Origin of the sequence: Ensifer sp. LC384 (assembly GCF_001695865.1) — a bacterium.
Lineage (GTDB): Bacteria > Pseudomonadota > Alphaproteobacteria > Rhizobiales > Rhizobiaceae > Ensifer.
In genome coordinates this window covers 41,285-60,823 of sequence record NZ_MBST01000019.1, presented here as the reverse complement: position 1 = coordinate 60,823, position 19,539 = coordinate 41,285, and the positions used below count along the sequence as shown (strand labels likewise).

Here is a 19,539-nt window from a genome sequence, read left to right as displayed (position 1 = left end):
GATGACGGATCGGCACGCCGCATGATGCGGCATTGGGGGTTTTGTTGCTGCGTTTGTTTTCTCTGGCTGGCCGACCGGGCCAAATCAGCCGCGTCGCCACCATGCTGGTCCTGGCATCCGTTCTCGCAGCCTGCGCCAGCCGACCCGTCGGTGTGCTCGTCCCGTCCGGGACAGCCGGCGGCGCTTCGGAAGTCGACCTGCTGGTCGCCACCACCCGTGCGCCTTCTACTGAGCCGGGCGTGCTTTTCAGCGGTGAGCGCTCTGACGAACTCTCTCTGACGGAAATCGTCGTCTCGATCCCGCCCGCCAAGAACCGCGTGGTGGGCCAGGTTCAATGGCCGAAGAAGCTGCCGGCCAATCCCGAACGCGAGTTTTCAACGGTCAGCGTGACGCCGTTGAAGGGCAAGGATGATGCCCAGTCCTGGTTGAAGGGCAATCTGCCGAAAAGCCGGCGCGTGCTGATCTTTGTTCACGGTTTCAACAACCGCTATGAGGACGCGGTCTATCGTTATGCCCAGATCGTCCACGATTCAGGAACGGATGTCGCGCCGGTGATCTTCACCTGGCCGTCACGCGCCAGCATCTTCGACTATAACTACGACAAGGAAAGCACCAACTATTCCCGCGATGCGCTGGAAGATCTGCTGCACCGCGCAGCGCGCGACCCGAAGGTCGGCGAAATCACCGTCATGGCCCACTCGATGGGATCGTGGGTCACCGTCGAAGCGCTGCGGCAGATGGCAATCCGCGACGGTCGCATTGCGCCGAAGATTACCGATGTCATTCTCGCGTCCCCGGACCTCGACGTCGACGTCTTCGGCAAGCAGATCCAGGCCATGGGCAAGGCGCGACCGAAATTCACGCTGTTCGTGTCGCGCGACGACCGCGCGCTCAACCTCTCGCGCCGGATCTCCGGCAATATCGACCGGCTTGGGCAGATCGACCCGACGGTCGAGCCCTATCGGACCCAGCTGGAAACGGCCGGCATCACCGTTCTCGACCTGACGGCGCTGAAAGGCGGCGACAAACTGAACCACGGAAAATTCGCCGAAAGCCCTGAGGTCGTGCAATTGCTCGGCAACCGCCTGATCGCCGGGCAGACGGTGACCGATTCCGATGTCGGTCTCGGAGAGCGCGTCGGCGCGGTGGCGCTCGGCACCGCCCAGACCGTCGGTAGTGCTGCGAGCATCGCGGTATCCACACCGATCATGATCTTCGACCCGCGCACCCGCGCCAACTACGACAATCAGGTTCGCCGCCTCGGGCAATCGATGGAAAACACCGTCGGCTCGGCGGTTACCCCCTGACGTCAGACCTTGTTGCGCAGGCAAAGCCCGGCAGGCTATGATCTCTAGGGTCAACGAGAAAATGAAATGAATCTCAAGGAGTTCGCAGGCCGGCTGGGGCTGTCTCAAACGACGGTCAGCCGTGCGCTCAGCGGCTATCCGGAAGTCAAGAAGGCAACGCGTGAGCGGGTGCTGAAGGCGGCGGCCGAGCTTGGCTACCGACCAAACACCAGCGCGCTCGGGCTTGCGACCGGACGCGTCGGCACCATCGGCATCGTCTTTCGCGGCGGCGGCGATTTCGGCCCGCACACCAGCGAATTCATGGGTGGGCTCGGCAGCCGGCTGCAACAGGCAGACGTCGATATCCTGCTTTCGACCGTCGACACGCGGGAAGCGGAGCTTGCGACCTATCGCCGGTTAGCCGCCAGCAAGCGCGTCGATGCGGTGATCCTGCATTCGCCTGCGGTCGACGATCCGCGCATCGCCTTGCTTTCCGACCTGCGACTGCCCTTCGTGCTGCATGGGCGCACCGAGGCGGCAGGCGATTTCGCCTTTCTCGACATCGACAATTTCGGCGCGATCCGCCAGGCGACCGATCTGCTGACCGCACTCGGTCATCGCCGCATCGCGCTGGTCAACGGGCATCGCGGCTATACCTTTACCGAACATCGGCAAGATGGCTACGCGGCGGCGCTTGGCGCCTGCGGCATCGACATCGATCCCAATCTGCTTGGCAATGGCGATTTCACCGATGAGATGGGCTTTCGCCTGATGCAGGGTTTTCTGGCGCAGGAAAGCCGGCCGACGGCGGTGCTGGCGGGCTCGATGATGTCGGCGCTCGGTGCCATGCGGGCGATCCGCAGTGCCGGCCTGACGGTCGGCGAACACATTTCGCTGATCGCCCACGACGACGTCTTTCCCTATCTGAGCCCCGAGAACCTGATCCCGACGCTCACCACCACACGCTCATCGATCCGCGCTGCGGGAACGCGGATCGCCGAGATGGTTCTGGATCTTCTTCAGGGCACGCCGGCGGCCGACCTCAGCGAGGTCTGGCCGGTGGAACTGGTCATGCGCAACTCCACCGCGCCGCCCGCCGGCTGAGACTTTCCATCAGACCGAGAGTTCGCGCCTTTCGGCCTCTGTCTCCATCGCCAGATCGAGCACCTTCTGCAGGTTCGCCGCATGGCGGAAGCCGGGCTCGACCGTCTTGCGCTCGCTGACGGCGGCCGCAAAACGCTGGTAGTTGGTCGGCACCGTGCCGGCATCGACATCGCGCCAGGTCGCCGTCTCGACATCGACGCCGAGGCAGGCGCGAAGCGTCGAGCCGTCAGGTGTATGCACCACCTCGAGCGCGCCCTTGTCGCCATGAAGGCGCAGCCGCAACTCGTTGAGGTGGCCGGTCGCCCAGCGGCTGGCATGGATCACGCCCATGGCGCCGTTGCCGAACTCGGCGGTCATGACGAAGCTGTCATTGGCGTCGAGGTCATATTCGCCGATGCGGTTTCCCGGCGCCTTGTCGAAGGTCTTCAGCCGCGCGAAGATCCGCTCGGCATCGGTGCCGGCCCCGTAGCCCGCAAAGTCGAGAATATGGATGCCGACATCGCCCAGAACGCCGTTCGAGCCGTGTTTCGTGGACAGCCGCCAGAGCCATTGCGATTCCGTCGCCCAGTCGCCCCATGCCTTTGAGACCAGCCAACTCTGCAGATAGGAGGCCTCGAGATGACGCAGCTTGCCGATGTCGCCGGCCAGCACCATCGCCCTCGCCTTCTGCAGCGGCGCGACGTTGCGATAGGTCAGGTTGACCATGGTCACCAGCCCGGATTGTTCAGCTGCGTCGGCCATTTCTGCAGCCTTGGCATAGTTCTCCGCAAGCGGTTTTTCGCACAGCACATGCTTGCCGGCGGCAAGAAGCGCCAGCGTCGTCGGGTGATGCGCCTTGTCGGGCGTCACGTTCGCCGCCGCATCGAACTTGCCCCAGGCGATCGCCTCGTCCAGCGACGTGAATGTATTGGCAATGCCGTGTCTCTCGGCAAAGCCGCTGGCGCGCTTGGGGTCGACGTCGACCGCCCCCACCATTTCCACACCTTCGATCCGGGCGAAGGCTTCGGCATGGCTGTTGGCCATGCCGCCGGTTCCAACAACGAGAAGACGCATGGCGCTCACCTGTAACCCGCTTCGCCGGCCTGGTGCAGCTTCGGCCCACGCTCGACGATCGGCTCCAGCGCCTTTTCGACCGGCACGTTCGGTGCATCATGGATCGCCGTGTAGCGATTGTCGGCGTTGTAGGCCCATTTTACCGAGTTGCGCAGCACCTTCTGGACATTGGCGTCATGGTAGGTCGGATAGGTCTCGTGGCCCGGGCGGAAATAGAAGATGTTGCCGGCGCCACGGCGCCAGGTCAGGCCCGAACGAAACACTTCGCCACCGGCGAACCAGGAGATGAACACTGTCTCCAGCGGTTCCGGCACGGAAAACTGCTCGCCATACATCTCCTCGTTCTCGAGAACGAAGTTCTCGCCGATCCCCTCGGCGATCGGATGGCGGGGATTGATCGCCCAGAGACGCTCGCGCTCGCCGGCCTCGCGCCACTTGAGTGCACAGGGCGTGCCCATCAGCCGCTTGAAGATCTTGGAGAAGTGGCCGGAATGCAGAACGATCAGGCCCATGCCTTCCCAAACGCGTTTTGCCACGCGCTCGACCACCTCGTCACTGACCGCACCATGATCCTTGTGCCCCCACCACAGAAGCACATCTGTCTTGGCCAGCCGCTCCTCGGTCAGGCCATGTTCCGGCTCCTGCAGCGTCGCCGTCGACGCCTCGATCGAAACGTCCGTGTTCAGCGCCGCCGCGATCGTGTTGTGCATTCCGTTCGGATAGATGCTTCTGACGACCTCATTGGTCTGCTCATGGATGTTCTCACCCCAGACGACTGTGCGGATTGGCATCGGCAAACTCCCGTTTATGCGCAGCTGTTAAAATTGAAAGCGGTTTCAATTTATAGAACTAGTGAGGCGGCTGCGCCTTTGCAAGAGCTTTTTGCCCTCTCCTGCCGTCAGTGGAAGATGGATTTCGAGAAGACGTTGAGGACGACGACGCCGGCAATGATGAGCCCGAGCCCGAGCATGGCGGCGAGATCCAGCTTCTGGCCGAAGGCGAAGTATCCGACGAACGAAATCAAAACAATGCCGAGGCCGCTCCAGACTGCGTAAGCAATGCCGACCGGAATGTAGCGCAGCGTATAGGACAGAAAGAAGAAGGCGACGGCGTAGCAAACAACCATCGTTGCGGTCGGCACCAGCCGGGTAAAATGCTGTGCGGCCTGCATCGCCGAGGTGCCAAGCACCTCGAAGACGATCGCTACGACCAGGACGGCATAGAGCATGGCGGGGTTCATCTTGATCTCCATCCGGCCTATCGCGCCGAAAGCGCTTTGAGATTGTCAGCCAATGCGGCACGGGCTTCGGCATCGAGTTCATGGCTCTGCATCAGGTCGGCGAGCCAAAGGCCGTCGGCGGCAAAACGGGCGAGCACGCAGTTGGGCGACCCATCGGTTTCCGCAAACTCCGCGGCACGGCGGTTGACCCATTCGCGCCAGCGGATTTTCAGGTTTGGTTCGGCAATCAGCGCGATCGTCAGCATGCGCCAGCCCGGAACGTCGGTCTCCGGATCGAGCTTCGAGCAGACATCGACATAGGCGCGGGTAAAGCGCCCCTGTGCATCCGGATCGTCAGCCATCGCCGCCTCGATCGCCGCATCGAAGCGGGCGATCAGATCGTCGAACAATCCATCGAGCAGCGCCGACTTGTTGGGGAAATGATGCAGCAGCCCGCCCTTGCTGACGCCTGCCGCGTGCGACACCGCGTCGAGCGTGATGCCAGCCACGCCCTGCTCATGCGAAAGGCGTGCGGCCACCTCCAGCAATTGCTGGCGGACCTGTTCGGGTTGCTTCTTGCGGCGATGGGCTTCTGTCATGCTTCAATAAAGATACCGTCTGGACGGTTTGTCAAGGTCAATGTGTTGAACCGCGCCGAAACGCCGCAAAGACGAGAATGGAAAGCCGTTGTCCGTAAGGGCTTCGCGGGCTAGGACTTCGGGGACGAAGGAAACGGCGATGGCAGAACCGGAAACGACGACACTCTACGAAGCGATCGGCGGCGACCCGACGGTGCGGGCGCTCACCCGTCGCTTTTACGAATTGATGGACACGCTGCCCGAAGCGGCGCGCTGCCGTGCGGTTCATCCAGCGGATCTCTCCGGCAGCGAGGAAAAATTCTACGAGTATCTGACCGGTTGGCTCGGTGGTCCGCCGATCTATGTGGAAAAGCGCGGCCATCCCATGCTGCGGCGCCGGCATTTCGTCGCCGAGATCGGGCCGGAAGAGCGCGACGAGTGGCTGCTCTGCTTTACCCGCGCACTGGAAGAAACCGTTGCCCACCCGAAACTGCGGCAGATCATTCTCGATCCGATCACCCGCCTCGCCTTGCATATGCAGAACAAGGAATGACCTGACCATGCCTTCAAGTGGATTGCGCGCAACGACGCTCTTTGTTGCCGGGTTGATGGGGATTGCCGGGGTGGTCAGTGCTGCAGCCGCCTCGCATGGCACCGACCCCAGGCTGCTCGCCGGGATCTCGGCCATGTGCCTGGCGCATGCGCCGGCGCTCGTCGCGCTTTATGCGGCCTGGCCGAGCTTCCGCACCGCTCCGGTCGCAGCCCTGCTGATCGCCTTTGGCACGGCGTTGTTTTCCGCCGATCTGGCCATGCGTCACGCCACGGGACACGGGCTGTTTCCGATGTCCGCGCCGCTCGGCGGCACGACGATCATGGCCGGCTGGCTTGCCGTTTCGGTCGGCGCCTTCCTGCCGCGAAAGGCGCCTTGACGCTTACCGCGCCAGTCTAGGGCGCCTGGGATCAGGCGCCTTCGACGACGGAAAAGCCTTCGAACTTCGGCGGGCCGAGATACATCGAGCGGTTATCGCCGGCATTCTTGTGTGCAGCCCGGAAGTTCTCCGACTTCGTCCAGGCGGAAAAGGCATCCTTGTCCTTCCAGGTCGAGTTCGAAACGAAGAGCGTGTAGCCCTCTTCCGGCACGCTTTCGCCCCTCAGAAGGTGGAACGAGACAAAACCCGGCATGTCCGCAAGGCTTGAATCACGCCCTTTCCAGACGGCTTCGAACGCCTCTTCCTGGCCGATGGCGATACGAAAACGGTTCATTGCAAAGAACATGGTCTGCCTCTTATGCGCTGTCTTTCTTGCGAGCCGGCTCGTTTGCGGCCCTCGGGAAGGCAACAATAGTGCCCTCCTGCGGCTCTGCAAGTCCGAAAGGATCCCGGCCGGGCCGACGCGTTTCCCAGGACGGGAACTCGGTGACGTTGGGGTTTTCCTCGAGCATGCGGGAACGCCGCGTCAGCAATTCGTAGAGCTCGGGCACGAGCCCGTCGCCATTCTGCGCTGCCAATTTGTGCAGGCCGATCATCATGCACTGGTCCGGGCGGTCATCATTCATCTCGAAAAAATCTCCATGCGCGCGGGCGGCCGCTCGCCGTCGCCGCACGTCATAACTTTGGCTTGTCCTAGTCGTTGCGGCTGTTGGTCAGGTCCTGCAGCGCCCGCTCAAGGCTCGACTTCGAGCCGTTGCGCAGGGGCACGAAGGCCTTGCCCCACTTCTTGCAGCCGGTCTTCACCCGAAGACATGCATCGTGACTGATGCAATCGATCGGGCAGAAGACACAGTCGACGGAGGGAAGAACGCGGTCGATGCGCGACACCGCCTCGCGCAGGCCGCCATCGTGGTGCAGCAGCTCGGCGCCAAAGGAGCTGGCGATTTCGCGCAGATGCGCAACCTGGCAGTCACGTCCGCCGACATAGAGGAAGCTGCGGCCTTCGAGGGTCGTCTTGGCGACCTCTTCGCGGACCTCGACCCGTTCGGAACCGGAACGACCCTTGCCGTTCTTGGCCGCATTATGGTGACGCTTGCCGCGCATGCAATCTTCTCCGCCTCATTGCTGCGTCGACGGCCCTCATGGCAACCGATCGCATCGGGATATGATCTCGACACACACCGTTCGGTTGCGTCACGGCGGCAACTTATTAAACTTGACTATCAGAGTAAAGTATAAACATGAGTTTTATAATCATATTTATTTCAAGCGTTCCGGAGGCCACCCGGCGAGAGACGCCGGCCATCACACACGGCGATGAAGCGGCCTTGGAAAGCCTCAACCCGGCGTGTAATCGATCGGGAGATTGAACGATATGCTGCTCTTGCCGATGCTGGCAGGGATCGAAGGGAACGGTGCCGCGCGGCGCACGGTGTCGAGCGCCGCCTCGTCGAGAATCGACGACCCGGAACTTCCACTCAGCCGCAGGCCGGAAAGCCCACCATCGGCCTGGACAACAAAGCTTACGGTTGCAACGCCGGTTACCCCCTGGCGCCGCGCCTGGGAAGGATACTTGCGCTTCTTGCTGATCTTGTTGCGAACCTTGCCCTTGTAATTGTCGAAGGACGCATTGCCCTCGGCGCTCGCCTCCTTGCCCTGCCCGGAAGCCGTTGCAGCCTTGGCGTTTTCCACGCCGTCGGCCTTGCCCTTGACCTGGCTTTGCGCTTGCTCGCCCTTGTCGCCCGACTTCTTGCGGGTAACCTTCTTCTTCTTGACCGGATCCTTCTTCGGTTCGGGCTTTTCGACCTTCTCCTTCTTCGGCTCCTCGATCTCCGGCTTCTCTTCCGGCACGACGGTCTCGATCGGGGCAACGCTGGCCGTGACCATCGCTTCTGCAACCTGCAGCGTGGGAACCTCTTCCGCCGGCAGGATCACGTCTGCTTCCGTGGCGACCAGGTCGTGCGGCTGCTCGGCCACGATCTCGGGCGTGGTCGACGTCACCTCCTCGACCGGCTCTATCTCCTCCGGCTTCAGCTCGTCGGGCGTGTCTTCGGTCGGCTCAACGATTTCGGAAGGGTCCCCGGCCTGCAGCGTTTCGTCGAAGGCATCGCCGAGAAGGGCGACTTCCGTCGCCACGCCGCCCATCACGAAGGCCGGCTCGTCTTTCGGTTCGGACGGTGCAAACAACATAGCCCCGCTGGCATGCGCCACGAGGGAGAACGCGATCGCGCCGATCCATTTGATGGTGTGCTTCATCCTAGCCTAACTTTCGCCGCGAGCCGCGACGCAAACGCAGTACCCAACGCGAAAACCGATCTCAGCCCTTGAGTTCGACCGCGGACTTCGAGCCGGTCTTCAGGCACTTCATGCAGGCATCGCCCTGGACGCCGTCGCCGACGCAGGCGGGCGCGTCATTGATCAGCAGGCTCTTCACCGCTTCGCAATTCGTGCCGGGAAGATCGAATTGCCGAACCTTGGTCTTGCCTGCGGGCAGATCGCGGAAGTCGAGCACCGCCATGCGCTCGACCAGTCCCTTCTGGTCGAAGATTACGAACTCGAAGGAAACCTTGCTCAACGACTGAGCGAATTCGTTTCCAGCGACGAATGTCAGCTTGCAACCCTTCTGCGACGGCGCGATCTCGTTGAGCTCGATGTTGAGCGCGCCGGCGGACGCAGCGTCCTGAGCGCCGGCACCGCTTGCTGCAAGCGCCAATGCGAAGGCCACGGGAACAACCATACGGGAAAGGTGCATCATTCTAATACCACTCACGATCGGCGCTCCGAAGCTCGGAACGTTGAAGTCGTCGCCATCTATCCACAAGCGCGGAGCATCTTAAGTTGAGTGTGGCGATCCGGTATTGCGTCCATAAAGAAATATGAGTAATGAAGTCAAGATAGCAAACGCATTGCGCGGCAGGAAATGCGGGAAAGACACCGCCTCCCGCCATCTAGAGACGACCGAACCGTGGCAGCCGACGACACCGATCATGCGCGACTTTCGCAACCTGCGGCCTTAGCGCAGCGTGTCCAGCGGATCGTCGAGAGCCGCGACCTTTTTCGCGGCGAAAGCGAGATCCTCATTTCCCACGACGGGGCGATCTACCGCATGAAGATCACCCGCCAAGGCAAACTGATCCTGAACAAATAGGCAAATGACAATGACCGAGAGCCTCCGCCCTACCCCGTCCGAAATCCGTGCCTACCGCGCTGAAAACCCGAAAATGCGCGAGCGCGACATCGCGGCTCAGCTTGGCGTTTCGGAAGCAGCCCTCGTGGCCGCAGAATGTGGTTTGACCGCGGTGCGCATCGACGCGGATGCCAACCGCTTCCTGCTGCGCGCCGAGGAGCTGGGCGAGGTCATGGCGCTGACCCGCAACGAGAGCGCCGTTCACGAAAAGATCGGCGTCTACGAAAAGATCACGACCGGCGAGATGGCCAGCATCGTGCTCGGCGAGCAGATCGACCTGCGCGTCTTCCCGAGCGCATGGGCGCATGCCTTTGCCGTGACCAAGACCGACGACAGCGGCGAAGCACGCAAGAGCCTGCAGTTCTTCGACAAATGGGGCAATGCCGTGCACAAGCTGCACCTGCGCCCGACGTCGAATCTTGCGGCCTACGACAAGATCGTCGAAGACTTCCGTCTCGACGACCAGTCGCAGACCTTTGTCGCCGACGCCAGCACACCGGCTGCCGATGACAAGCAGGAAAGCGTCGTCGACGTTACCGAACTACGCGACCGCTGGGCCAAGATGACCGACACGCATCAGTTCCACGGCCTGCTGCGCAAGCTGAAGATCGGTCGCCGTCAGGCGCTGCAGCATATTGGTGACGACTTTGCATGGCGTCTCGAGCCGTCAAGCGTCGAGACGATGATGCGCGCCAGCGCCGAGATCGAACTGCCGATCATGTGCTTCGTCGGCAACCGCGGCATGATCCAGATCCATTCCGGCCCGATCGCCAAGATCGCTCCGATGGGCCCTTGGCTCAACGTCATGGACCCGACCTTCCATCTTCACCTGCGCACCGATCACATTGCCGAGCTTTGGGCCGTGCGCAAGCCGACGGTCGATGGTCACGTCACCTCGATCGAGGCGCTCGATGCCAAGGGCGAGATGATCATCCAGTTCTTCGGCAAGCGTAAGGAAGGTTTTGCCGAGCGTCCCGAATGGCGCGATATCGCCGAAGGCCTGGCGCGCCTCAACACCACCGTCGCAGCTTAAGGACAGTGTGATGATCAACGGTCTCGACTTCCGCCGCCTTCGCCGCTGGGAGCTGGCCCTGGCCGCATTTGCGGTTTCGGCTCCTTTCCTGCTGCCCGCCGTGGCGCCGGGGGCGCCGTCGTTCATCCGTCCGGCAATGGCGCAGAGCATAGAGCAGCCGGACGTCTCGCGCGTCGTTTCGGTCGGCGGCGCGATTACCGAGATCATCTACGCGCTTGGCGAGGAAGGCCGATTGGTCGGCCGCGACTCGACGAGCACCTATCCGGAAGCGGCAACCAAGCTGCCTGATATCGGCTACATGCGCCAGCTCGCTCCGGAAGGCATCATCGCGGTCAATCCGAGCGCCATCATCGCCATCGAAGGCAGCGGCCCACCGGAGGCGCTTGCCGTCCTGAAGGAGGCCAACATCGCCTTTACCAGCGTGCCGGAAACCTTCGACAAGGACAGCATCCCGGCCAAGATCCGCTCGGTCGGCGCCTTCCTCAATGTGCCTGACAAGGCCGAAGCGCTGGCAAAGTCGGTGGAAGCCGATCTTGCCGCGGCCATCGCCGATGGCGCCAAGCGTCCGGAAAGCGAACGCAAACGCGTTCTTTTCGTGCTCAGCACCCAGGGCGGCAAGATCATGGCTTCGGGCACCGGCACCGCCGCCAACGGCATCATCGAGCTTTCCGGCGCGATCAACGCCGCCGGAAAGTTCCCCGGCTACAAGGCCCTGACCGACGAGGCGATCATCGAAGCCAAGCCCGACGTCATCCTGATGATGGATCGCGGCGGCGAGCACAGCGCCAAGGCGGACGAACTTTTCGCCCTGCCGTCGCTGAGCCTGACGCCTGCCGCCAAAAACAAGGCGCTGATCCGCATGGACGGCCTGCACCTGCTCGGTTTCGGCCCGCGCACGGCAGGCGCCATCCGCGAGCTCAATGCCGCAATCTACGGAAAGAAGACCAATGCCTCGCAGTGAGGCATTGGACCGGGGCATGCGCCTGACGGCCCTCGCCGCCGATATCCGGGCCGAATGGCGGTCCGGCAATCGTGCGCGGCTGGCCCGCGTCATCATTGCGCTGCTCGTCGTTTTTGCGGCGGCAACCTTCGTCGGTTCGATCATGACCGGCGCTGCCGATGCTTCGCTGTCCAACGTCGTGCGCTGGCTCCTGGGCACCAACGACGCGGACCAGGTCCTGAGCGTTCGCGACCGTATCATCATTCTCGACATCCGGCTGCCGCGCGCCGTGCTCGGCATGCTCGTTGGAGCATCGCTCGCCGTCTCCGGCGTCGTCATGCAGGGGCTGTTCCGCAATCCGCTGGCCGATCCCGGCCTTGTCGGCGTTTCCTCCGGTGCAAGTCTTGGCGCCGTCCTGCTGATCGTGCTCGGCTCTGCGGTGTTCGGGCCGCTGTTTGCGCTCTTCGGCTTTTATGCCTTGCCGGTTGCGGCCTTCATCGGCGGCCTCGTCACCACGCTTCTGCTCTACCGGATCGCCACGCGCGGCGGCCAGACGTCGGTTGCGACGCTGCTTCTCGCGGGCATTGCGCTCGGTGCACTGACCGGCGCATTCACCGGCGTGCTGATCTTCATGGCCGACGACAAGCAGCTGCGCGACGTCACCTTCTGGGGCCTCGGCTCGCTTGCCGGCGCCAATTGGACGAAGATCGCCGCGGCAGCACCGATCATCCTTCTGTCGCTGGCCGTCACGCCCTTCCTGTCACGCGGTCTCAACGCCATCACGCTCGGCGAAGCGGCCGCGTTCCACATGGGCATTCCAGTGCAGCGAATGAAGAACATCGCCATAGTCAGCGTCGCCGCGGCAACCGGCGCGTCGGTGGCGGTCAGCGGCGGCATCGGTTTCGTCGGCATCGTCGTGCCGCATTTGCTGCGCCTCGTTATCGGCCCGGATCACCGCTACCTCGTGCCGGCATCGGCGCTGCTCGGCGGAACCTTGCTGATCCTGGCCGATATGATCGCCCGCACCATCGCCTCGCCGGCAGAGCTGCCGATCGGCATCGTCACCGCCTTCATCGGCGCGCCGTTCTTCCTCTGGATCCTGCTGCGCGGCCGCACGAATATGGGACTGTGAGACGAGACCATGATCAAGGTATCCAACCTCTCCGTCCGGCTTGGCGGACGTCAGGTCATCCATGGCGTTTCGCTTGAAGCAGTGCCAGGTGCGCTGACGGCGATCGTCGGGCCGAACGGTTGTGGCAAGACCACGACGTTGAAGGCGATTTCCGGCGAGCTGCCGCCAGAAGGCGGTTCGATCAGCATCAACGGCCGCAATCTCATGGGCCTGAAACCCTGGGAGCTCGCGCTGAGACGCGGGGTGCTGCCGCAATCCACCGTGATTTCGTTTCCTTTCACGGTGCGCGAAGTGGTGCGGCTTGGCCTGGCCTCGGGCGCGACCTCCGATGCCAAGGCCAATGACCGCATTGCCGCCGATGCGCTCGAGGCTGTCGATCTCGGCGGCTTTGCCGGGCGCTTCTATCAGGAGCTTTCGGGCGGCGAACAGCAGCGCGTCCAACTTGCCCGCGTCCTCTGTCAGATTTCCGACCCGGTCGCCGATGGCGAACCGCGTTACCTCTTACTCGACGAGCCAGTCTCGAGCCTCGATATCCGCCATCAGCTGACGATCATGCAGCTTGCGCGCCGATTCTGCGAGCGGGGCGGCGGCGTCATCGCCGTCATGCATGACCTCAACCTGACGGCGATGTTCGCCGACCGGATGATCATGATGAAAGCCGGCAAGATCCGAGCAAGCGGCGCTCCGCGCGATGTGCTCACCGACGAGACGATGGAAGCGGTGTTCGGCTGCCGCATGCAGGTCAGCGCCATGCCGGCCGCCGGCGTGCCCTTCGTGTTGCCGCAGACGGCGACGCTCTAGCGGCGACGGTGGCAAATCGCGCCAACTTCAAGATTTATCGAAACAATTTGCGCACTCGTGCGTTGTCCTTCCTGAAGTGCCGGCCGTGGCGATGAGCTTGCCATGCCGGTTCGAGCAGATCACGCCGGTCGCCCTTGGCCGGCGTTGCAGCGAAAGGGAGACCAGTCATGGCTTCAGGCCTCTTCTCAGGTTCCAGTTCCCGGTCGAGCAAGCGCAACGGCGCGCTCAAGGACATTTCGATCGAAGACCAGCTCAGCGAACTGCGCAGCGACATGGCGGCACTCGTCGCGTTGCTTGCCGACCGCAGTGCCGACGCGTCGAAACAGGCACGCAGCAAGGCACATGATGCGCGCGACCAGGCGGAAGCCGGCCTTCAGGACCTGCTCGCAAGCGGCGAGGAATTGTTGGGCGACCTGCGCGATCGTTACGCGGGCACGGAAAAGCAGCTTCGCAACGCGGTGCGCGAACACCCGTTCGCAACACTTGGCACGGCGGCTCTCATCGGCCTGATCGCCGCAGCACTTCTGCGGCGCTAGGTGCACGGCAGGCAATCATGGAACGGGGTGGGAACGCCAGCAGCGTCCCACCCGTTTTGACGTGTTACCAGGAGTAAAAAGCGCATGGGACCACTCGGGGCTGCCCTGTCCGCCTTGCTGGCCGCCGACATCGGCGCCACCGCATCACGTTTCAAACGCAACGCAGTCTTGTGCGCCGTCGTTGCCGTGCTGCTTGTCACCGCCTACATCTTCGCACTGATCGCAATCGCGCTTTATCTCAGCGCCGCCTATTCGCCGGTCGTCGCAGCGGCGTCGATAGCCGCAGCCCTCATCCTGACAGCCCTGGTGCTGATCATCGTGATGATCGCCCTGCAAGGGCGGGATAGGCGGCTCGCCGAAGAGCGTCGGCGGCGGTCGATGATGCAAACCAATCTGACCATGCTGGCCGCGGCCAGCATTCTGCGCAAACAGCCGCTGCTCGCGGTCGGCACCGCCCTTGCCATCGGCGCCTTGCTCGGCGCAGGCAAGAAACGCAGGCCGCGGCGGGAACCCTAAAGCGGCAGGCGGATCAGGGCAGTCACCCCGGCCGCCATGTATTCCACCTTCACCGAACTGCCGAGAACCTTGTCGAGGCTGCGCTCGATCAGAATGGAGCCGAAGCCGCGACGCTTCGGTTCGCGCACTGGCGGCCCGCCAACCTCAGTCCAGGTCAGATGCAACACCGCCTCGCCTTCCTCGACGACGTTGCGTGCCGTCAGCACCACCTTGCCGTTCAGTACCGACAGCGAGCCGTATTTCACGGCATTGGTCGCAAGTTCGTGCAGCACGAGCCCCAGGCCGACGGCCTGGTCGGGGCCGAGCAGCACTTCGTCCTTGTGCAATTCGATCTGGTCCGCATAGACGCTGACATGTGGCATCAGTTGCTTGGAAATCAGGTCCGCAAGCCGGATCGTGCCCCACTCGTGGTCGGAAAGCAGACCATGCGCCTCCGAGATTGCCTGAAGTCTTCCGGCAAAAGCGGTCATGAATTCGGCGGGATCGCTGGTCTGGCGCAGGGTCTGGCGGGCGAGAGACTGCAGCATCGCCAGCGTATTCTTGACCCGGTGATTGAGTTCCTTGAGCAACAGCCGCGTCCGCTGAACCGATGCCTGCTGGTCGGTGACATCGATGGTGACGCCGATGAAGGTCAGCGGATTTCCTTTGCTGTCCCGATCATGCACTCGCCCGCGACCAAGCAGCCAGCGGCCGGTGTTACCGACCCGGAACATGCCGTCATACTCCTCATCCGCCTTCATTGCCTGGCGAAGCTTGGCGAAGGTCGCGCCACGGTCATCGGAATGAATGGCGCCGAACACTTCCCTGGCGCCGAACGGCCGCTCCGCGGGCAATCCGAACATGCGCATCATGGCGCTGTTGCCGGCGATCATGCCAGACCGGACGTCCCAGAGCCAGCTGCCGATGTTGGCCGCTTCCAGCGCCATCGCGTGGCGCTGTTCCTCGCGGGAAAGCGCCGCCTCCTTGATCGCGCGGCGGCGAGCCTCGTCTTTCAACTTGAAAAGCGTGGCGGCCAGATCGGCCAGCCGGCGCAATTGTTCCATCAGATACGGCGCGATCTCCTTGCGCGGCACGACATCCAGCACGCAAACCGTGCCGATCGGCTGGCCATCGAGAATGATCGACGCGCCGGCGTAAAAGCGCAGGAAGGGCGCGCCGGCGGGCCGCGGCCGATTGCGAAAGCGCAGATCGACGGAGGCGTCGAGAACAACAAGGCCGACGCTGTCAGCATCGGCGGCGGCGTGTATGCAGAACGAATCTTCCGACGACGCCCGCGTCTCCGTTGTGCCGACGGCAGCCTTGAACCATTGCCACTCTCGATCGAGAAGGCTCACGAGCGCGATCGGCGCGTCGAAGAGGCCTGCGGCGATTTCGGCAATGCCGTCGAAGTCCGCGTCGGGCACCGCCATGTCGGGCACCGTCGCATGCAGCACACTCAGGCGCTCAGGGACGTCGAGCAACGATGTGGCCGGCGGGGCGGTTTTTTCTTCTCTTTTTTCGCGCATCCCGCCTCAACTCCAAGCTGCCGCATCCGTCGGCCGGCGCCGATTGCTATCTGCACACGGCGCTTGTCTGCGGAGGCGTTCAGGCCGCCAGTGAAAGCAGGGCTGCTCTCGATTTGCAACGCCCTGGCAGCCAAAAACGCTTTCGGATCAGGAAACGAATGCCCGTGACGTAATGGGGGCGGACGTCTCGTCCGGACCGTAGTCGTTCTCACCCTGCACCTGGAGGATATCCTGAAGGCGCTGGCGGGCGCGGTTCACCCGGCTCTTGATCGTACCGAGGGCGCAGCCGCAGATCGTCGCCGCCTCCTCGTAGGAAAAGCCCGACGCACCGACGAGAATGATCGCCTCGCGCTGATCCGGCGGCAGCATCTCCAGCGCCCGCCGGAAATCCTGCAGATCGAGTGAACCATATTGCTCCGGATGGTGGGCCAGCGATTCGGTGAAATGGCCGTCGCTGTCCTGCACCTCGCGTCCGCGCTTGCGCATCTGGCTGTAAAGCTCGTTGCGCAGGATCGTGAACAGCCAAGCCTTCATGTTGGTGCCCATCTGGAAATGGTCCTGCTTGGCCCAGGCTTTCATGATCGTGTCCTGGACAAGATCATCGGCCCGGTCATGGCGACCGATGAGGGACATGGCAAAGGCACGAAGGCTCGGCAGAGCGGCGAGCATCTCTCGCTTGAAATCATTCTTTTCCGACGACATTCCGGCGTTCACTCCCTTCCCTGCAGAACCGCCTGCTGCTCGGCTGCGTCGAGTTTCTCCAGAAGATCGAGAAAACGTGAGGGTATCGCTTCTTCCTGGACGGACTGGTAGAGCGCCTTCAGCTTGGCCGCAATCTGCGCGTTCGGGTCTTCGGTCCATGAGGTCGTACCGGAAGTGCGCCCCGCCCCTGTTTTATACTTCATTGTCAATATGTCGCCTTGTGGTGTTCATTACCGCCTTAACGCGTCTGAAAAATGAAATGTTCCCTCCCGGAACTTTTTTTTGCGTGAAACGTTTTGGCGACGTCACTGCAAGAAATATTCTCGAGGGAGTGCCCAATGACATTGTCCACACGGATCGCGCCGCTGCTGCCCTATCTGCGCCGCTACTCGCGCGCATTGACCGGCTCGCAGACATCCGGCGACGCCTATGTGGCCGCCGTGCTTGAGGCCCTGATTGCCGATACCTCCATTTTCCCGGAGGCCCGCAATGACCGGGTCTCGCTGTTCCGCCTCTATACGTCGCTCTTCGGCTCCTCTTCGGTGCTGGTTCCCGAACCGGTTTCGCCCTTTGCCTGGGAGCAACGCGCCTCGGTCAATCTGGCAAACGTGTCGCCGCTTGCCCGGCAGGCTTTCCTTCTCGTCTCGGTCGAAGGTTTCCGGCCCGAGGAAGCCAGCGAAATCCTTGACGTCAGCGACGACAAGGTCGGCGCCCTTCTCGACCGCGCCTCTCAGGAAATCTCGCGACAGGTCGCAACCGATATCATGATCATCGAGGACGAACCGCTGATTGCCATCGATATCGAAAACATGGTCGAGAGCCTCGGCCACCGTGTCACCGGCATCGCCCGCACCCACGACGAGGCGATTGCGCTTTACAAGAAGACCCGGCCGAGCATGGTGCTTGCCGATATCCAGCTTGCCGACGGCAGCTCCGGCATCGACGCGGTCAACGACATTCTGAAGACCAGCGCTATCCCGGTGATCTTCATCACCGCATTCCCCGAGAGGTTGCTGACCGGCGAACGTCCCGAGCCGACCTTCCTGGTCACCAAGCCTTTCAATCCTGACATGGTGAAGGCACTGATCAGCCAGGCGCTGTTCTTCAACGAGTCGACGAAGGCCGCAGCCTGATCATCGACACAGCCTTTATCGCCGGCGGCCTCGGTCGCCGGCTTTCGTTTGTCTGCTGACTGCTTGTTTCAGCCGGCACACCCGGCAATGAAAGGGCTAAAAAACAAAACAGCCAGTGCCGAGGGAAGGCACTGGCTGACATTTTTCAACTCACCGGGGAAGTGAGTTGTAGACCGGCGGCTTGCCTCCGGCGCCACATTGGGGGCGATGCGCGCCACCGTCCGGTCTCCAATAAAATGCGTGACGCAGGCAAAGGTTCCCGGCAGTCTGCGTTGCGTTCGATTTTTTATTGGAGTGCGTCGAGCTCGTCCCGATGACGATAAAGTGCAAGGAAGCGGCGGTAGTCACCGTCGTAGATTTCGCGCATGGCGGCGTTCGGCAACTGCTCTCGCCCGCCGGACGCCATGGCAGCGCCGGCCGCACCGAGATCGACGTGAACCTGACCGGCAACCGCCGCCGCCATCGCCGTGCCGAGCAGCACAGCGTCAGGCGCATCGGGTGCAACGACCCGGCACCCCGTGACATCGCAATAAAGCTCCATCAGAAGCGCATTGCGAACGTGGCCGCCGGTGACGTGAAGCGTGTCGAGTTCGTAGCCGACCTCACGCATCGTCTCGAGGATATGGCGGATACCGAGCGCGATCGCCACGCAGGTGCGCCAATAGAGCCGGCACAGCGCATCGAACGACGAATCGAGCGGCAGACCGCTGATGACGCCGAGCCCATGCGGATCGGCAAGCGGCGAACGATTGCCATGGAAATCCGGCAACACATGCAGCCGCTCTGCAAATTGCGCTCCGTGCAGGGCGCGCAATTCCTGGACACGTGCAATGATCCGGCCGTGGGTCTCGGTCGTCGGCTCCAATCCGCCGCCATGGACCCGCACAATGTGATCGAGCAGGGCGCCGGTTGCCGATTGGCCTCCCTCGATCAGCCAGGCCCCGGGCAGCACCGCTTCGAAATACGGCCCCCACATGCCGAAGCCAGGCTTCATGTCCTTGGAGAAGGCGACGATGCAGCTGGAGGTTCCGGCGATCAGCGCGAGCTGCCGCTCGAGCTTTTCCGGTTTTCCGGCAAAGCCGCCGAGCACGCCGAGCGCGCCGGCATAGGCATCGATCAATCCCGGCGCCACCTGGCAACCGGTATCAAGGCCGAGCTCTGCGGCAGCCTTCGCGGACAGGCCGCCGACCGAGCTTGCGACCGGCAGCGTTTCCTCCGGCAATCCGCCCCGCGTCAGCAGATCTTCAAGGCCGATCCGCACAAGATAGTCCGCCTGCCAGCCGCGCTGTTCATGGGCGAGATAATTCCATTTCGCGGTCAGCGTGCAGCGCGAGCGCGCCGCACTACCCGTCGCCCGCCAGGACAAATAGTCGGCAAGATCGAAGAAAAAGCCCGCCTTCTCCCACTGCGCCGGCAGGTTCCGCTTCAGCCACATCAGCTTCGGCATCTCCATCTCCGGCGACATGACGCGGCCGGAGAAATCGAGAACCGGGTGTTCGGTGGCGGTGCAGAAATCGGCTTCCGCCAGCGCCCGATGATCGAGCCAGACGATCGTGTCCCAGCGCGCCTCGCCCTTTCGATTGACGGAAAGCGGCGCACCGTCCCGGTCGCGAACCACGAGCGAACAGGTCGCGTCGAAACCGATGGAGGCAACGCTTTCGGGGGCGATGCCGGCCTTGTCTCTGGCAGCCCTCACCGAGCCGCAGACAGCCCTCCAGATATCTTCCGAATCGTGTTCGGCATGATTTTCCTCCGGCCGGTTCATGGCGATCGGCAGGTCGGCGCGCGCCAACAGCCTGCCATTCCGGTCGAAGATACCGGCGCGGGCGCTGCCGGTGCCGACATCGACCGCAACGACGAATTCACGCATCAATGGAGGTCCCCG

25 protein-coding genes are annotated in these 19,539 nt (G+C 62.8%); 12 read left to right on the top strand and 13 right to left on the bottom strand.

Going from position 1 to position 19,539, the window contains the following annotated elements; translation table 11 throughout:
* Window positions 1–101 precede the first annotated feature (101 nt).
* Together BC363_RS16160 and BC363_RS16155 are read left to right on the top strand one after the other, a co-directional pair.
* Window positions 102–1,307, top strand: coding sequence for an alpha/beta hydrolase (locus BC363_RS16160; RefSeq protein ID WP_065783146.1), 1,206 nt, complete (start codon window positions 102–104; stop codon window positions 1,305–1,307).
* Window positions 1,308–1,373: 66 nt separating this feature from the next.
* Window positions 1,374–2,390 carry a substrate-binding domain-containing protein gene (locus BC363_RS16155; protein ID WP_065783082.1) on the top strand — a complete coding sequence of 339 codons (1,017 nt, stop codon included), beginning with the start codon at window positions 1,374–1,376 and terminating at the stop codon, window positions 2,388–2,390.
* 9 nt (window positions 2,391–2,399) lie between these two features.
* Here BC363_RS16155 and BC363_RS16150 read toward each other — a convergent pair whose 3' ends face one another.
* From BC363_RS16150 to BC363_RS16135, 4 genes are all read right to left on the bottom strand, one after another.
* Window positions 2,400–3,443, bottom strand: coding sequence for a Gfo/Idh/MocA family oxidoreductase (locus tag BC363_RS16150; protein ID WP_065783083.1), 1,044 nt, complete (start codon window positions 3,441–3,443; stop codon window positions 2,400–2,402).
* Window positions 3,444–3,448: 5 nt separating this feature from the next.
* Window positions 3,449–4,234 (bottom strand): ThuA domain-containing protein, encoded by a 786-nt coding sequence (locus tag BC363_RS16145; protein WP_065783084.1) that lies wholly within the window; start codon window positions 4,232–4,234, stop codon window positions 3,449–3,451.
* 107 nt (window positions 4,235–4,341) lie between these two features.
* On the bottom strand, window positions 4,342–4,683 hold the full coding sequence (locus tag BC363_RS16140; protein WP_065783147.1) for an SMR family transporter: 342 nt from the start codon (window positions 4,681–4,683) through the stop codon (window positions 4,342–4,344).
* Between the two features lie 17 nt (window positions 4,684–4,700).
* A complete protein-coding gene (locus BC363_RS16135) occupies window positions 4,701–5,261 on the bottom strand; it encodes a TetR/AcrR family transcriptional regulator (protein ID WP_065783085.1) in 561 nt (186 codons plus the stop codon).
* Between the two features lie 139 nt (window positions 5,262–5,400).
* Between BC363_RS16135 and BC363_RS16130 the strand changes: the two genes are divergently transcribed.
* Window positions 5,401–5,793, top strand: a complete 393-nt coding sequence (locus BC363_RS16130) for a group II truncated hemoglobin (protein ID WP_065783086.1) — start codon at window positions 5,401–5,403, stop codon at window positions 5,791–5,793.
* A gap of 7 nt (window positions 5,794–5,800) precedes the next feature.
* Entirely contained in the window at window positions 5,801–6,169 is a 369-nt protein-coding gene (locus tag BC363_RS16125; protein ID WP_065783087.1) for a DUF423 domain-containing protein, read from the top strand.
* 31 nt (window positions 6,170–6,200) lie between these two features.
* Here the strand turns inward: BC363_RS16125 and BC363_RS16120 are convergent, their stop codons facing one another.
* The 5 genes from BC363_RS16120 to BC363_RS16100 form a co-directional block, all read right to left on the bottom strand.
* Window positions 6,201–6,515, bottom strand: a complete 315-nt coding sequence (locus BC363_RS16120; RefSeq protein WP_065783088.1) for an antibiotic biosynthesis monooxygenase — start codon at window positions 6,513–6,515, stop codon at window positions 6,201–6,203.
* A gap of 10 nt (window positions 6,516–6,525) precedes the next feature.
* Window positions 6,526–6,795: a hypothetical protein gene (locus BC363_RS16115; RefSeq protein WP_065783089.1), complete on the bottom strand. Its 270-nt coding sequence runs from the start codon at window positions 6,793–6,795 to the stop codon at window positions 6,526–6,528.
* 67 nt (window positions 6,796–6,862) lie between these two features.
* Window positions 6,863–7,273, bottom strand: a complete 411-nt coding sequence (locus BC363_RS16110; protein ID WP_065783090.1) for a DUF2325 domain-containing protein — start codon at window positions 7,271–7,273, stop codon at window positions 6,863–6,865.
* 234 nt (window positions 7,274–7,507) lie between these two features.
* Window positions 7,508–8,425 (bottom strand): TonB family protein, encoded by a 918-nt coding sequence (locus tag BC363_RS16105; RefSeq protein ID WP_065783091.1) that lies wholly within the window; start codon window positions 8,423–8,425, stop codon window positions 7,508–7,510.
* A gap of 61 nt (window positions 8,426–8,486) precedes the next feature.
* Complete coding sequence (locus BC363_RS16100) at window positions 8,487–8,921, bottom strand: hypothetical protein (RefSeq protein ID WP_141690343.1); 435 nt, start codon at window positions 8,919–8,921, stop codon at window positions 8,487–8,489.
* Window positions 8,922–9,089: 168 nt separating this feature from the next.
* On the opposite strand from BC363_RS16100, the gene hemP reads away from it, so the two are divergent.
* From hemP to BC363_RS16065, 7 genes are all read left to right on the top strand, one after another.
* Complete coding sequence (gene hemP, locus BC363_RS36355) at window positions 9,090–9,317, top strand: hemin uptake protein HemP (RefSeq protein ID WP_065783093.1); 228 nt, start codon at window positions 9,090–9,092, stop codon at window positions 9,315–9,317.
* A gap of 10 nt (window positions 9,318–9,327) precedes the next feature.
* A complete protein-coding gene (locus BC363_RS16090) occupies window positions 9,328–10,389 on the top strand; it encodes a ChuX/HutX family heme-like substrate-binding protein (protein WP_065783094.1) in 1,062 nt (353 codons plus the stop codon).
* A 10-nt stretch (window positions 10,390–10,399) separates the two neighbouring features.
* Window positions 10,400–11,350 carry a hemin ABC transporter substrate-binding protein gene (locus BC363_RS16085; RefSeq protein WP_065783095.1) on the top strand — a complete coding sequence of 317 codons (951 nt, stop codon included), beginning with the start codon at window positions 10,400–10,402 and terminating at the stop codon, window positions 11,348–11,350.
* Complete coding sequence (locus tag BC363_RS16080; protein ID WP_065783096.1) at window positions 11,337–12,461, top strand: iron ABC transporter permease; 1,125 nt, start codon at window positions 11,337–11,339, stop codon at window positions 12,459–12,461. Before BC363_RS16085 ends, BC363_RS16080 begins: the two co-directional genes overlap by 14 nt.
* 9 nt (window positions 12,462–12,470) lie before the next feature.
* Entirely contained in the window at window positions 12,471–13,262 is a 792-nt protein-coding gene (locus tag BC363_RS16075; protein WP_065783097.1) for a heme ABC transporter ATP-binding protein, read from the top strand.
* A gap of 167 nt (window positions 13,263–13,429) precedes the next feature.
* Window positions 13,430–13,798, top strand: a complete 369-nt coding sequence (locus BC363_RS16070) for a DUF883 family protein (protein ID WP_065783098.1) — start codon at window positions 13,430–13,432, stop codon at window positions 13,796–13,798.
* Window positions 13,799–13,882: 84 nt separating this feature from the next.
* Window positions 13,883–14,314, top strand: a complete 432-nt coding sequence (locus BC363_RS16065; RefSeq protein ID WP_065783099.1) for a hypothetical protein — start codon at window positions 13,883–13,885, stop codon at window positions 14,312–14,314.
* On the opposite strand, the gene BC363_RS16060 is transcribed toward BC363_RS16065, so the two are convergent.
* From BC363_RS16060 to BC363_RS16050, 3 genes are all read right to left on the bottom strand, one after another.
* Window positions 14,311–15,819 carry an HWE histidine kinase domain-containing protein gene (locus tag BC363_RS16060; RefSeq protein WP_065783100.1) on the bottom strand — a complete coding sequence of 503 codons (1,509 nt, stop codon included), beginning with the start codon at window positions 15,817–15,819 and terminating at the stop codon, window positions 14,311–14,313. The genes BC363_RS16065 and BC363_RS16060 overlap by 4 nt on opposite strands.
* A gap of 147 nt (window positions 15,820–15,966) precedes the next feature.
* Window positions 15,967–16,521: an RNA polymerase sigma factor gene (locus BC363_RS16055; protein ID WP_053248082.1), complete on the bottom strand. Its 555-nt coding sequence runs from the start codon at window positions 16,519–16,521 to the stop codon at window positions 15,967–15,969.
* Window positions 16,522–16,529: 8 nt separating this feature from the next.
* Complete coding sequence (locus BC363_RS16050; protein WP_053248081.1) at window positions 16,530–16,724, bottom strand: NepR family anti-sigma factor; 195 nt, start codon at window positions 16,722–16,724, stop codon at window positions 16,530–16,532.
* A gap of 135 nt (window positions 16,725–16,859) precedes the next feature.
* On the opposite strand from BC363_RS16050, the gene BC363_RS16045 reads away from it, so the two are divergent.
* The gene (locus BC363_RS16045) at window positions 16,860–17,654 is read left to right on the top strand and encodes a response regulator (RefSeq protein WP_065783101.1); all 795 of its coding nucleotides are present in this window, start codon (window positions 16,860–16,862) and stop codon (window positions 17,652–17,654) included.
* 286 nt (window positions 17,655–17,940) lie between these two features.
* Here the strand turns inward: BC363_RS16045 and BC363_RS16040 are convergent, their stop codons facing one another.
* Entirely contained in the window at window positions 17,941–19,524 is a 1,584-nt protein-coding gene (locus BC363_RS16040) for an FGGY-family carbohydrate kinase (protein WP_065783102.1), read from the bottom strand.
* Window positions 19,525–19,539: the final 15 nt, after the last annotated feature.

Bases quoted from the DNA above. Each gene is read 5' to 3' on its own strand.
- BC363_RS16065 (WP_065783099.1), top strand. From the start codon at position 13,883: ATGGGACCACTCGGGGCTGCCCTGTCCGCCTTGCTGGCCGCCGACATC.
- BC363_RS16045 (WP_065783101.1), top strand. From the start codon at position 16,860: ATGACATTGTCCACACGGATCGCGCCGCTGCTGCCCTATCTGCGCCGC.
- BC363_RS16085 (WP_065783095.1), top strand. From the start codon at position 10,400: ATGATCAACGGTCTCGACTTCCGCCGCCTTCGCCGCTGGGAGCTGGCC.
- BC363_RS16090 (WP_065783094.1), top strand. From the start codon at position 9,328: ATGACCGAGAGCCTCCGCCCTACCCCGTCCGAAATCCGTGCCTACCGC.
- BC363_RS16075 (WP_065783097.1), top strand. From the start codon at position 12,471: ATGATCAAGGTATCCAACCTCTCCGTCCGGCTTGGCGGACGTCAGGTC.
- BC363_RS16110 (WP_065783090.1), bottom strand. From the start codon at position 7,273: ATGCGCGGCAAGCGTCACCATAATGCGGCCAAGAACGGCAAGGGTCGT.
- BC363_RS16080 (WP_065783096.1), top strand. From the start codon at position 11,337: ATGCCTCGCAGTGAGGCATTGGACCGGGGCATGCGCCTGACGGCCCTC.
- BC363_RS16060 (WP_065783100.1), bottom strand. From the start codon at position 15,819: ATGCGCGAAAAAAGAGAAGAAAAAACCGCCCCGCCGGCCACATCGTTG.
- BC363_RS16105 (WP_065783091.1), bottom strand. From the start codon at position 8,425: ATGAAGCACACCATCAAATGGATCGGCGCGATCGCGTTCTCCCTCGTG.
- BC363_RS16145 (WP_065783084.1), bottom strand. From the start codon at position 4,234: ATGCCAATCCGCACAGTCGTCTGGGGTGAGAACATCCATGAGCAGACC.
- BC363_RS16130 (WP_065783086.1), top strand. From the start codon at position 5,401: ATGGCAGAACCGGAAACGACGACACTCTACGAAGCGATCGGCGGCGAC.
- BC363_RS16160 (WP_065783146.1), top strand. From the start codon at position 102: ATGCTGGTCCTGGCATCCGTTCTCGCAGCCTGCGCCAGCCGACCCGTC.
- BC363_RS16140 (WP_065783147.1), bottom strand. From the start codon at position 4,683: ATGAACCCCGCCATGCTCTATGCCGTCCTGGTCGTAGCGATCGTCTTC.
- BC363_RS16150 (WP_065783083.1), bottom strand. From the start codon at position 3,443: ATGCGTCTTCTCGTTGTTGGAACCGGCGGCATGGCCAACAGCCATGCC.
- BC363_RS16155 (WP_065783082.1), top strand. From the start codon at position 1,374: ATGAATCTCAAGGAGTTCGCAGGCCGGCTGGGGCTGTCTCAAACGACG.
- BC363_RS16055 (WP_053248082.1), bottom strand. From the start codon at position 16,521: ATGTCGTCGGAAAAGAATGATTTCAAGCGAGAGATGCTCGCCGCTCTG.
- BC363_RS16115 (WP_065783089.1), bottom strand. From the start codon at position 6,795: ATGAATGATGACCGCCCGGACCAGTGCATGATGATCGGCCTGCACAAA.
- BC363_RS16120 (WP_065783088.1), bottom strand. From the start codon at position 6,515: ATGTTCTTTGCAATGAACCGTTTTCGTATCGCCATCGGCCAGGAAGAG.
- BC363_RS16100 (WP_141690343.1), bottom strand. From the start codon at position 8,921: ATGCACCTTTCCCGTATGGTTGTTCCCGTGGCCTTCGCATTGGCGCTT.
- BC363_RS16070 (WP_065783098.1), top strand. From the start codon at position 13,430: ATGGCTTCAGGCCTCTTCTCAGGTTCCAGTTCCCGGTCGAGCAAGCGC.
- BC363_RS16135 (WP_065783085.1), bottom strand. From the start codon at position 5,261: ATGACAGAAGCCCATCGCCGCAAGAAGCAACCCGAACAGGTCCGCCAG.
- BC363_RS16050 (WP_053248081.1), bottom strand. From the start codon at position 16,724: ATGAAGTATAAAACAGGGGCGGGGCGCACTTCCGGTACGACCTCATGG.
- BC363_RS16125 (WP_065783087.1), top strand. From the start codon at position 5,801: ATGCCTTCAAGTGGATTGCGCGCAACGACGCTCTTTGTTGCCGGGTTG.
- hemP (WP_065783093.1), top strand. From the start codon at position 9,090: ATGCGGGAAAGACACCGCCTCCCGCCATCTAGAGACGACCGAACCGTG.
- BC363_RS16040 (WP_065783102.1), bottom strand. From the start codon at position 19,524: ATGCGTGAATTCGTCGTTGCGGTCGATGTCGGCACCGGCAGCGCCCGC.